The sequence below is a fragment of the Ruegeria sp. BF7 genome (genome assembly GCF_056538605.1).
Genome location: NZ_JBQFTM010000006.1, coordinates 193751 through 208179, shown reverse-complemented (window position 1 = coordinate 208179; position 14429 = coordinate 193751). Strand labels below are relative to the sequence as shown.

The 14429-nt window shown below is 57.8% G+C and carries 13 protein-coding genes; all 13 read right to left on the bottom strand.

Annotated elements, in window-relative coordinates; genetic code table 11:
* Positions 1-3: 3 nt before the first annotated feature.
* Entirely contained in the window at positions 4-1191 is a 1188-nt protein-coding gene (locus ACR0IK_RS14800; RefSeq protein ID WP_480642021.1) for a cytochrome-c peroxidase, read from the bottom strand.
* An 11-nt stretch (positions 1192-1202) separates the two neighbouring features.
* Positions 1203-2309: a cytochrome-c peroxidase gene (locus ACR0IK_RS14795; protein WP_480642020.1), complete on the bottom strand. Its 1107-nt coding sequence runs from the start codon at positions 2307-2309 to the stop codon at positions 1203-1205.
* Positions 2310-2406: 97 nt separating this feature from the next.
* A complete protein-coding gene (locus ACR0IK_RS14790) occupies positions 2407-4659 on the bottom strand; it encodes a hybrid sensor histidine kinase/response regulator (protein ID WP_480642019.1) in 2253 nt (750 codons plus the stop codon).
* 86 nt (positions 4660-4745) lie between these two features.
* On the bottom strand, positions 4746-5654 hold the full coding sequence (locus ACR0IK_RS14785; protein WP_480642018.1) for an NAD(P)-dependent oxidoreductase: 909 nt from the start codon (positions 5652-5654) through the stop codon (positions 4746-4748).
* 177 nt (positions 5655-5831) lie between these two features.
* Positions 5832-6680 carry a carboxylating nicotinate-nucleotide diphosphorylase gene (gene nadC / locus ACR0IK_RS14780; RefSeq protein WP_480642017.1) on the bottom strand — a complete coding sequence of 283 codons (849 nt, stop codon included), beginning with the start codon at positions 6678-6680 and terminating at the stop codon, positions 5832-5834.
* A complete protein-coding gene (locus ACR0IK_RS14775) occupies positions 6677-8242 on the bottom strand; it encodes an L-aspartate oxidase (RefSeq protein ID WP_480642016.1) in 1566 nt (521 codons plus the stop codon). Before ACR0IK_RS14775 ends, nadC begins: the two co-directional genes overlap by 4 nt.
* Before the next feature lie 8 nt (positions 8243-8250).
* Positions 8251-9303: a quinolinate synthase NadA gene (gene nadA, locus ACR0IK_RS14770; RefSeq protein WP_480594724.1), complete on the bottom strand. Its 1053-nt coding sequence runs from the start codon at positions 9301-9303 to the stop codon at positions 8251-8253.
* A gap of 195 nt (positions 9304-9498) precedes the next feature.
* Positions 9499-9678 carry a hypothetical protein gene (locus ACR0IK_RS14765; protein WP_480642015.1) on the bottom strand — a complete coding sequence of 60 codons (180 nt, stop codon included), beginning with the start codon at positions 9676-9678 and terminating at the stop codon, positions 9499-9501.
* Between the two features lie 340 nt (positions 9679-10018).
* Complete coding sequence (locus ACR0IK_RS14760; protein WP_480642014.1) at positions 10019-10957, bottom strand: HAD-IIA family hydrolase; 939 nt, start codon at positions 10955-10957, stop codon at positions 10019-10021.
* Complete coding sequence (gene phnE, locus ACR0IK_RS14755; protein WP_480642013.1) at positions 10921-11736, bottom strand: phosphonate ABC transporter, permease protein PhnE; 816 nt, start codon at positions 11734-11736, stop codon at positions 10921-10923. The genes ACR0IK_RS14760 and phnE (ACR0IK_RS14755) overlap by 37 nt, the downstream gene beginning before the upstream one ends.
* Positions 11736-12551 (bottom strand): phosphonate ABC transporter, permease protein PhnE, encoded by an 816-nt coding sequence (gene phnE, locus ACR0IK_RS14750; RefSeq protein WP_480642012.1) that lies wholly within the window; start codon positions 12549-12551, stop codon positions 11736-11738. Before phnE (ACR0IK_RS14750) ends, phnE (ACR0IK_RS14755) begins: the two co-directional genes overlap by 1 nt.
* Entirely contained in the window at positions 12548-13342 is a 795-nt protein-coding gene (phnC, locus tag ACR0IK_RS14745; RefSeq protein ID WP_480594729.1) for a phosphonate ABC transporter ATP-binding protein, read from the bottom strand. Before phnC ends, phnE (ACR0IK_RS14750) begins: the two co-directional genes overlap by 4 nt.
* 57 nt (positions 13343-13399) lie before the next feature.
* The gene (phnD, locus tag ACR0IK_RS14740) at positions 13400-14374 is read right to left on the bottom strand and encodes a phosphate/phosphite/phosphonate ABC transporter substrate-binding protein (RefSeq protein WP_480642011.1); all 975 of its coding nucleotides are present in this window, start codon (positions 14372-14374) and stop codon (positions 13400-13402) included.
* Between the last annotated feature and the right edge of the window lie 55 nt (positions 14375-14429).

Sequence of the window (14429 nt, the reverse complement as noted above, 5' to 3'; positions counted from 1 at the left end):
CGCTTACTCCTCTGCTGCAACCGCAGGAAGCGGCTGGTAGTCCGGCAGGTCGGGTTCCTCGATCAGGATTTCCTCGCCGGACAGGGATTTCAGGAAGGCCACCAGATCCGATTTCTCTTGGTCATTTAGACCAAGGGGTTGGATCAGCTGGGACTTGTTGGCCGAAAACTCGTTCTCGCCGCCGCCCTGGTTGTAGAATTCGACCACATCCTCAAGCGTCACCAACATGCCGTTATGCATGTAGGGTTCGGTATAGAGGGTATAGCGCAGGGACGGTGTGCGGAACTTACCCTTGTCAGCCTTTTCCTTGGTGCGGAAATAGAAGCCGGGGTCGTCCTTGGTGTGACGATACATCTCTTCGGTCGAGCCTTTGGCATAAAGCTCGTACCGGAAGGTAATCTGCGCCAGACCATCATCTTCCCAGCCGCTATATGGCGGAACGCCGGTGTTGTAGTATTTCTCATCCGACAGCAGCGCGCCGTTGTGGCATTCGGAACATTGCGCCTTGCCAGTGAACAGCTCCAGCCCGCGTTTTTGTTCTTCGGTCAGCGCCGCATCATCTCCGCGCAGATAGTTGTCGAAGGGCGTGTCGGTCTGAACGATGGTGCGTTCAAACGCAGCGATGGCCCGCCATGCGTTACCGACGCGCGGCCACTGATCGCCGAAGACATCGTTGAAGCGTTCGACATATTCGGGGACGAAGGCCAGACGGGCCTCCATCATGTCAGCCTCGCCGTTCCCTGCGACCGCGCCGCCTGCGGCGGATTTGGCCTGGCTTTCAAGGCTTTTGCTTGAGCCCGCCCAGAACAGCTTGCCGTAATAGGCCGAATTCACGATGGTCTGACTATTGCGCCAGTGGGTCGTGCCCGGATAGCCAAATGAAATCGGCGCCTCGACATCCCACCCAATATAGGGATTGTGACAGGCCGAGCAGGGCGTCGACGGGTTGCCCCCCAGACGCGGATCGAAGAAGAGCATTTTGCCAAGTTCGATCTTGGCGTCGGTCTGCGGGTTGTCCAGTGGGACGGGCGGCTCGCCCAGCGCCACCAGAGGCGCATCCGGGTCAGGGTCTGCCCCGCCGATACCGGCCTCAATCTCCATACTGGTTTCCGCAATGGCCTGCGAACCAAGGACGGCAAACAGGGCAGCGGTGGCGATAGTGCCTTTGAAGTAAGACGAAAGGTCTTTCATGGGTCCACTCCTCAGTTTGTCGCGTCTTGCCAGTTCTCGATCGGCGCATAGTCCGTATCGATACTCTCGGCGACGAATTCCGGGCCGGTCAGCGGCTCGCCGGACAGGGCCTTGAGGAAGGCCACCAGCTGCGCTTGCTCAGTCTCGGTGAGGCCAAGCGGCTTGATGCGCGGATCCTTGTTTTCATCGTCACCACCACCAGCGTTATAGAAGGCCACGACGTCCTCAAGCGTCGCCAGCGTACCGTTGTGCATATACGGCGCGGTATAGAACAGCTCACGCAGCGTGGGGGTCATGAAGGTTCCGAAAGTGTCGGCGGTGTGGGTGCGGATATACGCTCCGGGATCGGCGCGCAGGTTCATGTAGTTCGCAACGCCAAGAAACTTCATCATGGTCACAAAGGTGATGTGCCGTTCCGGAGTTGCCCAGATATCGGGGTTGTCGCCCACACCGATATTGTGCGGCAGGTCATCGGTGAACCGCTCGCCCGAGTGGCAGGAGTTACAGCCACTGGCATTGAACAGCTCATAGCCCGCTTTGGCCTCTTCGGACATCTCACCGGTGTCGAACGGCGCGCCGCGCGAGATCAATGTTTTCAGGTATTCCGGAATCGCGTTGCGGACACCACCGTTCGAAGGCTCGCCAAATCCGGCGGCTTCGAACATCTCGACATAGACCGGGTCCTGCTTGATGCGTTCCTGCATCAGGCGCATGTCCATGTTCATCGAATAGGTCTCGGTGATGCTTTCGCGGGTCACGTCATTCAGGTTGGTGCCGATGCGCCCGTCATGGAACCACGCCGCTCGCTTGGCGCTGTTGATCAGCGTTGGCACGTTGCGGAAATGCAGGTTGCCCGCATAGGCGTCCGACAGGGCCTGCCCGTCGGTGAAACCGTATTCCGGCTGGTGACAGCTGGCGCAGGACAGCTCGGTATCACCAGATAGTCTTGGATCAAAAAACAATCGTTTGCCAAGGGCCGCCTTGGCTGGGTCGAACTCTATGGCTTCTACCGGGCCCGGCTCATCCGCCTGGGCCTGGTGAACCGGGACTGCAACGCCCATCGTCAGCAGCGAAACTGTCGATAGCGCCGAGAACCATGTTCTGGCTTTGGTCATCATCTGAAAGCCCCTTTTTCGCTATTCCGATCTCACGGTTGGCCGCGGACCAGCTACACCAACCATAAGGGGCAGTTGTTTCGTAGTGATTTGATACAGGTTAAGGTCTGTGAAATGATGTTAAATTTTGTAACGAAACGCCCAGAGCCGACGCACGGATGATCCGCGCAAGGTCCTGAACCTCAACGGGTTTCTGAACACGGATCGTGGAGTCGTTCGCATCCGGAGTATCAGCGTCGTCGAAATAGCTGCTGACCAGGATCGTAGGCACTCCGGGACGCAGGGATCGGGTCGCGCTGATCAGGTCAGTACCCTTCAGACCCGACATCATCAGGTCCGTGACGATGACATCGTAGCTGTCCGGTGCCGCGCGGAATGCCTCCAACGCCCGCTGCGGATCAGAATATGCCTCGACTCGATAGCCATAACGGGTCAGCAATCGGCGCGTGACATACAGGACGTTTTCATCATCATCTACCAGCAGCACATGTTCATCCCCGGCCACCGCGCGAAGCTCGGCCTGCTGTTCACGGCTGAGTGCGGGCATCATCGGGTAGAACAGGCTGAACCGGGTGCCCTTGCCGGGTTCCGAGTGTAGCTCAACCCGGCCATGGGATTCCTCGACACTGTTATGCACGATGGTCAGCCCCAGGCCGGTGCCCTTGCCCACCGGTTTGGTCGAGAAGAACGGCTCGAACACCTTTTGCTGTACCTCGTCGCTCATTCCAGGCCCGGTGTCTGTGACATCCAGACGGATCACACCGATCGCCTCGTCTGGCAAGTCATCGAGCGCATTGTCATCCACCCGGTTGATCTTCAGCACCACCTCGCCGTGCTGATCGCCCATCGCCTCGAACGCGTTGTGGCACAGGTTCAGCAGGGTCTGGAAAAACAGGGTGGTGTCGAAATCGGAAAAGGCCGCGTCGATCTCAATGTCAAAGCGGGTCTCAATGCTGGGCGGGGCAGAGACCTTGATCAGCTCCAGCGCCTCTTGCGTGGCTTTCACCAGATCACCGCGCTGCGGGTTGCGTGGGCGCTGGCGAGCAAAGGTCAGCATCTTGCGCACCAGCGCCTGCGCCCGTCGCGCCGCAATCCGGATGTGGCTGACCGAGGTTTGGACATCCTCGTTCCCGTCGGCATCCAGTTCGATCAGATCGGCGTTGCCGATCACGCTCATCAGCACGTTGTTGAAATCATGCGCGACCGAGCCGGCCAGAATGCTGACGGCCTCCATCTTCTGCACCTGGGCGAATTGTTCGCGGGTGCGACGGGTTTCGGTAATGTCTTCTCCGATACCGATGTAATGCGTGACCGAGCCGTTCTGATCCACCAGCGGGAAAATGGCCGTGGAAACCCAGTAATGCGTGCCATCCTTGCGCAGGTTCCGGAACACGCCATACCAGCTTTGGCCCTGTTTCAGACGCCCCATCAAGTCCTTGTAGACCCCCTGCCCGGAATAGCCAGATTGCAGCATCTTGGGCGTGTGGCCATAGACCTCGTCCGCCGTGTACCCGCTGAGATCAAAGAACTTGCGATTGGCGTATTCGATATTCAGATCGGTATCGGTGATCAGGATCGAAGCCGGGCTTTGCTCCACCGCGCGGGCCAGTTTGCGTTCGGCCAGTTCAACCTGCTCGCGCAATGTCAGCTCGGCCTTCAGACGTCTGTTGGTACGCAGGATGTTGGCGATCAGCAAGGTGGTCAGAATGGCGACCACCCCGACAAGAACGATCAGCCCGACCAGCAGAACCGAGAAGTTGCGCACCAGCCGCTCGCCATCCGAAAACGCCCGCACCATGCCCGAGAGGCTGCGATCCCGCTCTTCGACCCACAGGTTTTCAAGCGCCGCCAAAGCCGCCAGCGCGCCACTGTCATCGACCCGGACACGGGTGTCGATCTGTTCAGCGGTCTGGCCTGCGGCGATACCCTCCTCGATCAGGGGTATATTGCCGGTATATTCCAGGGCAACGTCTTCGATCTGCCGCAAGGCGTCCAGTTCCACCTGCGACGGGCCCGAATTGCGATAGGCCTGAATCGTGCCCAAAAGGCGGGCCGATTGCTGACGCAGAACCGGGCCATAACTCGGGTCCTGCCGCAACACGTAGTTCTTGAAGTTGTGAATCAGACCGCCATAGCCGAAATCCGCACGGATGTCGGAAATCCAGTAACCGCGCGGCGTGGTTTCCACCGAATAGCTGTGCCAGGCCTGCCGCATATCGCCAATGCGGTTTCCTGTTTCGCGCGACATGTAAAGGAACACAGACAGGATGATCGCAAGCGCGATGCCGATTGCAAAGGCTACGGCAAGCGACCGCCTTGGATAACCCTCGACCACTTGGGGGACGTCTTTCATGCCTGCACCCTGACCTGAAAAGCCTTCAGGCTTAGGGTGTGTCATGAATTGTGCAGCCGCACCACTTGTATTGGTGCCGCAGGGGTTTAGTTCGGCCCCTCTGTTTCAGCCAATCCGTTCACATCAGCCGTGAAATCGGCCAGCATCGGAAGGTAGCTATCCCCGCGCCCCGAGGCCTCCATTGCCGCAAATGCATTTCGCAGCACGGCCTGCACAGGGGTCACGGCACCCACATCGTTGGCAAGGTTCGCCAGATACCGCATGTCCTTATGCGCATTGGTGATAGTGAACCTGTGAGCGTTTGCATCTCGTTCCAGCGTCCACTTCATGAAGGTTTCATAGAACCCGTTCGACAACCGGCCGGGGCGTATCACAGAATCCACCTGCTCCGCACTTAACCCGGACTTGCGGGCGACAGCCAGCGCCTCGGAATATAGCGTGGCGTATCCCAGCGAGATGAAGTTGTTGATCAGCTTCATTTTGTGACCCAACCCAACGTCGCCCATGTGTACGACCAGACCGGCCCAGCAGTCGAGGACAGGCTTGATGCGCTCGAAGGTCTCCGGCGCGGCGCCGACCATGGCGTCCAGAGTACCAGCCTCGGCCTCTTTTGGAGTGCGGCCAAGAGGCGCATCAGCCAGATCCATGCCAGCGGCCCGAAGATCTGCAGCCAGCCGCAATGTTGAGACCGGGTCGGAGGTCGAGCAATCCACCACGATCAACCCGTCCTTAGCCGACGCCAGAATCCCGTCATCTGACCGGACCAGTTGTTCAACCTGAGGGCTGCCGGATACACACAGATGGATGATGTCACATTGTTCGGCCATCTGTTTTGGCGAGGTGACCTCGGTCGCACCACGTTGCACCAAATCGTCAACCGGTTGGCGATTGCGGTGCCCCATGACGACAAGAGGATAACCATGTTCAAGGATATTTTTCGCCATGCCATGCCCCATCAGGCCGACGCCGATGAAACCGATAACGGGTTTTTCCATAATGTACCCCTTTCCTATGTCAGGGCTGCATTTTCACCGATATTCTCAATACCGAACCCCGTCGCCCCACTTGTGGTGGTGACAACCACTTGCCAAGGGCAACGGGATCAATGTTTCGTTACTTCTGGGCAGAGCGCAGCAGGGTTAAGATCCCGCCCCGGAAGCACCGGCACTGAGCTAAAAATCAAGACCGATATCAATGGTGCGATAGGAATGGGTCAGCGCGCCGGACGAGATATAGTCCACACCGGTCGCCGCGACGGCGGCCACCGTGTCACGGCTGATATTGCCCGAAGCTTCGGTCACGATCCGGCCGTCCACCAGCGCAACAGCATCTCTCAGCATCTCAGGCGGCATGTTGTCCAGCAACACCACATCGGCACCGCCGACCTCAAGCACTTCGGCCAGCTGGTCCAGCGTGTCCACCTCGATCTCGACCTTCATCATATGCGAGGCGCGGGCCTTGCTGGCCTCAAGCACCGCCCGCACGCCACCGACGGCTGCGATGTGGTTGTCCTTGATCAGGATCGCATCTGACAGCGAGAATCGATGGTTGAAACCGCCGCCATGCTGGACGGCCTGTTTCTCGAAAATGCGCAGGCCGGGCGTCGTCTTGCGGGTACAGGTAATGCGCGTTTTGGTGCCTCTAGTTTCACCTACCAGTGCGGCCGTAGCCGTCGCCACACCGGTCATGCGCCCGGCAAAGTTCAACGCCACCCTCTCGCCCGACAGGATCGACGCGGCACTGCCTTTGATCTCCATAAGCGTATCACCTTTGACGCACCGCTGACCGTCCGCAAGATGGGTCGTGACCTGCAGCAACGGATCGACCAGACGGAACGCCAGCGCGGCCACTTGCATGCCGGAAACCACCGCATCCTCACGCGCGTTCAGCCGGGCGTTATAGGTGGCATCCGCCGGGATCACGGTCAACGTAGTGACATCACCATTGGCCCCCAGATCCTCCATCAGCGCGGACCGGACCATGGGTTCAAGGATCATGTCGGGCAAAGCCGGATAAATCATGCTGCGTCCTTTGCAATGCGGTCCCGCAGGGCCATCGCCTGAGGCAGTGTCAGGGCCGAACGCTGGCCGGGGCCGGGAATAAGGTCAGGGAAATCGGATCGGTAGTGCGCACCGCGGCTTTCCTCGCGCAACAAAGCGGCAGCGGCGATCAAAGTGGCGGTGGCGGTCATGTTGAGGAACACTGCGGACTCGGAGTGTTTGTCTTCAAGCATAGCTATTTGCGTCAAGGCACGGCGCAGGCCTTGTTCGTCGCGCACCACACCGACATGTTCGGTCATGGTGCGGCGCAAGGCGGCCACATCCTGATCCAACGCGGTTTCATCACCAGAGATCAATTGGGCATCAACCTCGGGCGCGTCCCGCGTGGTCACCACATCCGCAATGTCCCGCGCGCAGGAGCGGGCAAAAACCAGTGCCTCGAGCAACCCATTGGAAGCCAGGCGATTGGCCCCGTGCAATCCGGTCGAAGCCGCCTCACCACAGACCCAAAGCGCGGTCAGGGAACTGCGCCCCGCCAGATCTGTCTCAACCCCGCCCATATGATAATGCGCCGAGGCGGTTACTGGGATCGGGTCGCGCGCTGGATCAACACCATTGCGCAGACAGGCTTCAGTCACTGCGGGGAATTGGGACGCAATTTCTGCCCCGATAGCATCGCGGGTGTCCAAGGCGGGTCGTTTTCCCACCTGCGCCTGCAGGTAGACGGCGCGGGCAACTGTATCGCGCGGGGCCAGTTCAGCGTCGGGGTGGATATCAGGCATGAACCGATGGCCGTCGCGGTCTATCAGAACGGCGCCTTCGCCGCGAAGGGCCTCGGTCGCCAACGGGGTCGGGTCTTCTCCGACATCAATCGCGGTGGGGTGAAACTGAACAAACTCGGCATCAGCGATCCGCGCGCCGGCACGGGCGGCCATGCCGATCCCCTGCCCCCGGATACGCGCCGGATTGGTGGTTTGGGCATAGAGGCCAGACGACCCGCCGGTGGCCAGGACATGCGCTGCCCCACGCAACAGAACGGTTGGCGCCGTGGCCGTATCTGCGTTGGTCAGATAAACACCAGTGACCTTCGTGCCGTCGCTTTCCAGCCCAACCGCCTGCGCGCCTTCGATCACCTGAACCGAAGGCGTCTGGCGCAATTCCTCGATCAGCGCGCGCATGATCTCGGACCCGGCCTGATCGCCCTTGACCCGCACCACCCGCGCCGCCGAATGCGCTGCCTCACGCGATTGCACAAAGCCACCGTCGGCGGTGCGGTCGAACCCGGTTCCGAGGTCGGACAGGTCGAGAATATGCTCCGGCGCGGCTTTGGTGACGAACTCGGCCACCTCGCGCAGGACCGACCCAGCGCCTGCGCGCATGGTGTCCTCGGCGTGGGCTTCGGGGCTGTCTGTCCGCGCCATCGCCGCCGCGACACCGCCCTGCGCCCAGGCCGAGCTTGCGCCTGAGCCCAGCGGTTCGGGCGAGATCATCACAACCGGACACGGGGCCAGCTTCAGTGCGGTGTAAACCGCCGCCAGCCCGGCCCCGATGATGACCACACGCGGCGTCTCAACGGTCTGCATGTCGTCGATCAAATACCCAATTGTCGCGAGAGGTCGATCATGCGCTGAACCGAAAGGCGCGCCTTGTCTGCCACGTCCGCATCAACCTCGACCTGTCCGGTCATGGTATCCAAAGCGAACAGCACCTTTTCCAGCGTGATCTTCTTCATGTAGGGGCACATGTTGCAGGGGCCTACAAACTCGACCTCGGGCAGTTCATCGGCAATGTTGGATGCCATCGAACATTCAGTGATCAGCAGCGCCTTTTCCGGTTTTTCATCGGTGACGTATTTGATGATGCCGCTGGTCGATCCCGAGAAATCCGCCTCGGCCACAACGTCCGGTGGACATTCGGGGTGAGCGATCAGCCGCGTGCCCGGGTTCCATTCGCGGAAATCGCGCAGGTCGCGGGCCGAATACTGTTCGTGCACGATGCACGAGCCTTCCCACCAGACCACATTCTTCTGTGGTACATCGCGGGCCACGTTCTGGGCCAGATACTGGTCGGGGGTCATGATGACGGTGTCGCTGTCCTGCGCGGCAACGATCTGTGCCGCGTTGGACGAGGTACAGCAGATGTCAGAGGCCGCTTTGACTTCGGCCGTGGTGTTCACATAGGACACAACGGGCGCACCGGGGTAGCGGCGACGCATTTCCTCGATGCCTTCAGCGGTGATCGATTCCGCCAGCGAGCACCCGGCCTCCATATCCGGCATCAGCACGGTTTTCTGCGGGCTAAGGATCTTGGAGGTCTCGGCCATGAAATGCACGCCGCATTGCACGATTACATCCGCCTCGACCTCGGTCGCCTTGATCGCCAGTTGCAGGCTGTCGCCACCGAAGTCGGAAATGCCATGGTAAATCTCGGGCGTCATATAGTTATGACCCAGAATAACGGCGTTGCGCTCGGCCTTCAGATCATTGATCGCCTTCACATAGGGCGCATAGATCGCCCAATCCACGGGCGAGACCACGCGGGACATGCGGTCGTAGATTTCGCTCATGCTTGCAGCAAGCTCGGGCGACGGGGCCAGGTCATACTTTTCGGAGAGATGCGCGCGCTGCGCGGGTAGGTCGAACACGGGACTGTTTTTCTGCCTGATTGACTCGTGACGCTTTTCATATGGTGTTTGTGGCGAATTTACCACCACCCAGATCAGAAGAATGTTCTGATAATGTTGGTGCCGGAAGAATTATCTTGCTGAACCACACAATTTTCAGCCCTCACTCTAATACCCGGCAATGGCGGTAATGATCACCGCGACCACCTTTCCGACTCACTGCGGATCAGAGGCATCCTGATTGGGATGCAAGAATCGACCTCTGTCATTGTCGAGACCGCAGCCCGACGCGTTGAAGAATTCTGCGGACAGGGCCGGACCGTCCGAATGGGCTTCGGCAAAGGTCAGGCTCCACATTGTCACAGCCAGTTTGTTTTCCGCATAGACTTCCCTCACCTCGGGCCGCTTTGGGCATGTCATTGCAGCCAGATCAACGGGCGCTTACTGGGCAAACTGTGGTCGTTGACGACAGCATTCACTTCGATTGAGATTTTTTTCGGAGTCAGAATCCGCTCTGACATCGGCGTAGCATTGGCTCAAACGAGCATGCAATTCTACGCGCTCTCGGCTCATTCCTGCCATTGGTCATCAGTTGTTAATGCTGCGCAGCAGCTTGTCGAACCTGCTGTGCGCTGCTGGTACGAAATCCAATGTCAGCTGAATTCACAATCTGCGGTCACAACTGACCTTTGCCTTTTTGTATTCGGAGCATTCATCGAAAAGGAATGCGCCAACCTCAGGGGCGGGTTACGACAAAGTTCGGTACTATCCCTGCCTTTTTGATCGCTGCTTCAACATCATGCCCTGCAAAGAACCCAAATCCTGAGATCAGCGCCGAAATTATGCCGGCATTGCGTGCGCCCAGAATGTCGGTGTGCAGGCTGTCGCCAACCATAAGAACTCGCGACTTGTCGATGTGCCCGAGGCGTTGGAAAGCAAGATCATAGATGTTGCCGAAAGGCTTTCCAAAGAACTGAGGGGCGACACCCGTCCGGTCTGCCAGCCGGTGCGCAAAAAGACCGGGCTCTTTGGAAAATCCGTACTCGCGAGGAGCAACAATATCAGGGTTGCCGACCATTACCGGGCGGGGACGCTCTCGCAAGGCGGACTCCAACATGGCTTGACGCGTTTCAGTCCAAACCGCTGACCCGATCATCAGAAACCCGTCGACGGTTTCGTAGGGCTTCGGATCATCCTCCAGATAAGTGAGTTTCAACCCCTCCAAATCGCGAAGTCCGGCGCTGGGGGTCGCCATCAATCCCCAATGCAACCCACTTTTACCGTTTAGCTCTGACAGCAACGTGGCCCGGCTGGTGATCACGTCCTGTGGCGCAAAATCGTATCCAAGCCTAGTATATTTCTCCAAAAGAGCGGCGTGCGGAAACCCTGCGGCATTTGACACAACCATAACACGCTTGCCGGCGGCTTTTAGTGACCTTACCCGATCTGGTGTATCTGGGATCGCCGTATCACCAATATTGAGAACTCCGAAGGCGTCGAGAAGGAACACGTCGAACTCATGAGCTATGTCCTCTAGTGTCTCGGCGTGACGATAGTTCACTTCAGTCGTTCTGTTTTCCGGAAGGCGATGTCGCACGGCCTCGTAGGCATTAAAAGCCTCTTGCGCAGAGAACCCGGTCAAATGATGGCTCCTCGTACTTTCGCCGAAACCCATTCACTGATCATGACCGCAACAAGAATTACAATAAGGATCAGGCTGACTTGCGGCCAGGCCAGAACGTTGAGCGAAGCCGACAATTGCAACCCGATACCTCCCGCTCCAACCAGCCCGAGCACCGTGGATTCGCGGATGTTGATATCCCAACGGAAGACGGCAATGCCGGCGAAAGCGGGCAGGATTTGCGGAACGATTCCGTAAGCCATGACCTGCCAGCGTGAAGCTCCGGTCGCCGTGATTGCTTCGACCTGCGTGTGATCAATTTCCTCAATCGCTTCGTAAAGAAGCTTTGCGCAAAACCCGATGGAACGGATGGCGATTGCTATGACACCGGCAAAGACGCCGGGACCAATAATCGCGATCAGAAGAAGCGCCCAGATCAACGAGTTGATTGAGCGGGTCGAAACGATGACCAACAGGGCAATGGGCCGGATGAACAAGGCCGATGGCGTGGTGTTGCGGGCCGCCAAAAAGGCAACCGGCACTGCCATGCACAGGGCGATGATCGTACCCAATGTAGCGATGTTCAGAGTATCCCAAATCGGGCGGCCCAGTTGGGTGATGTAGTCCCACTTAGGAGGCGTTGCACGGGTCCAGATATCGTTGGCGATGCGGGGCGCATCCCAGACGAAAAACCAAGTCGTCGATTCCGATATGAGTTGCCAGCAGTAAACAAATATCGCCACGCCCAACAGCCAGCCGAACCAGCGAACCAGACTCTGGCCCGTCGTCCGCCGACGCCAGATTTGCGTATCGTCGCGTTCAAGCACCGGCATTACTGAACCCTCGCCCGGATAACTCCCGAAAGGTATTCAAGTGCCATGACGATCCCGATGATAAGGATTAGAATGGCAGCTGCTGTGTCGTATTCATAACGATCAAACGCAGTGTTCAATGTTGCACCGATACCGCCTGCCCCCACGAGCCCAAGAATTGCGCTTTCTCGGAAATTGATGTCAATCCGATACATGGAAAGCCCCACAAGTCGCGGCATCACCTGTGGCTGAACGCCATAGTTGATCCATTGTGGCCAACGTGCGCCTGAGGCTTTGATCGCCTCGGCCTGCACCTTGTCCATGGCTTCGATATCTTCGGCCAGAAGTTTGGACAGAAACCCGATGGTGGCGAAGGAAAGCGTCAGAAATCCGGCCAGCGGGCCAAAGCCAAAGATAGCTACAAGCAAAATGGCGACGATGATCTCTTGCAAAGCCCGGCTTATCGCAACAATGCCTCGACAAATCATGTAGATTGGCAGTGGGGCGATATTGCGTGCTGCGCCCAATCCAATCGGGATTGAAATCAGGATGCCCACGACCGACGCGGCCACGGTCATCACGATACTCTCCAGAAGGCCGCTCCAAATATCTGACCACCGCGAAATGAAGTCCGGGCTGGTAAACGCGAGTACAAATGCCCATCCCCGGTCCAGCCCTTCATAGACCCGGCCCCAGTCAACATCGATGGTCATGAAAGCCGCAATCAGGTAGGCGAGAAAGCCAAGGATCAATGCCCAACGGAGCAATGGGTTTTTGACAAAGGCAGGCTTACGCCAGCCTTTTCCAAGCATGTCGTCTAACTCTCGATGGCTCATTCCGCAGCCTCGACATCTTCATCTTCGTCGACTTTTTCGATGGTCGCTTCCCAGTCCTCTTCCCCATAGATTTCGGTCAGCTTCTCGGGGGTAAGGCCTGTTGGAAGACCATCATAAACGATTTCGCCAAAGCGGAGGCCCACGACGCGCGGAACGAACATTTGGGCAAGCGCCACATCATGGATATTGATAATGGCCGCCAGTCCGCGTTCCTGACACAGCTCGGTGATCAGGCGCATAATCTGGCGACTGGTCTTTGGGTCCAGCGATGCAGTCGGCTCATCGACCAGCAACAGTTTCGGGTTTTGAATCAAGGCGCGGCAGATGCCGACCCTTTGGCGTTGACCACCCGACAGTTCATCTGCCCGTTTGTCAGCCATGTGCAACAACCCCACCCGATCAAGCAGGCGGAAGGCCTCGTCAACGTCCGACTGCGGATATCGTCGCAGGAAACTGCGCCAGAATCCAACATATCCCAGCCGTCCCGACAATACGTTTTCCATCACCGTGAGGCGTTCGACCAAGGCATATTCCTGAAAGATCATACCCATTTCGCGGCGCGCTTTACGCAAAGAGCCCGATCCGAGTTTGGTCAGGTCCACGTCACCCAAAAGGACACCACCGCTTGTGGGTTCAACCAACCGGTTAATGCACCGGATCATGGTCGATTTGCCCGCGCCTGAAGGACCAATCAACGCAAGCACCTGCCCCTTGGGAACCTCCAAATCAACCGCTTTCAGCGCCTGATCCCCGGTCTTGTATGTTTTTGTTAGCTCCTGAAGACGCAGCATAAATTGTCCCTGTTTAGGCTGTAGGCGGGCCGTTCAGGCCCGCCGATTATCCGTGTGTCACTGGCAAGCGTAGGAAACGCCATTTGCTGCGTCGATCTTGCGAATGACATCCCAGAAATCTTTGTAGTTCATTTCAATAAACTGAGCCTCGTTGGACTTAGAGAACTCTGCTTGAAGTGCTGTTCCTTCCCAGTCGAATGTGAAAAACGCTTCTCTGATTTTGTCCTGAAGATCAGGCGGAAGGTTGTAAACGGTACCAAAGCCAGTGGTTGGGAAGGTCTGCGATTTGTAGATAGACACGATCTGATCAGCATCGATCACGTCCCTAGCGATCATCCGTTTCATGACAGAATTGGCCACCGCACCTGCAGGATAATCTTTATTTGCAACGCCCAGCACCGTGTTGTCGTGCTTACCCGAGAAGACCGGTTCAAAATCACGATCCGCAACCATGTCATAGTCGCCCTTCAGGATGGCAGAGGGTGCCTTGAACCCAGAATTTGACGTGGGTGACGAGAATGCAAGCTTACCGCCCTTAATGTCTTCGACCGCCTCGACCCCTGATCCCGGAAAAGTAATCAACTCCATCTCATAGCCGAAATGTCCGTCTTCCGAAGCCATGATCGTGAATGGCCGGAACCCCGCGCAGTTTACAGCCAGCGGGTTCGATCCAGTATTGAAACCAGAGATATGCAAACGGCCGGACCGCATAGCTTCGATCTGTGCTGCGTTCGATTGAACCGGAAAAATCTCGGCCTTTTTACCGGTAACTTCTTCAAGATGGTCGATGAATTCGACCCATGCGTCCCGATAAACCGCCGGGTCCTCGACCGGAGTATAAGCAAAGATCAACGTGTCGGGATCAATCCACTCACTAGGATCAGTAGGAATATCCGCGATCAGATCTCCGTCGGCGTCACAAAAACGCTCGTCCAAATCACCGCGCGGACAATCCTGCGCCGACACCGTCCCACTCAGCGACATGAGCGCAATTGCGGATGCCCCAACCAATAGTTTGAAATCGACCTTCATGTTTTCCTCCCAGTTATGCGCGGCCCTTTTTTCGATCCGCTGTCAATCAATCATG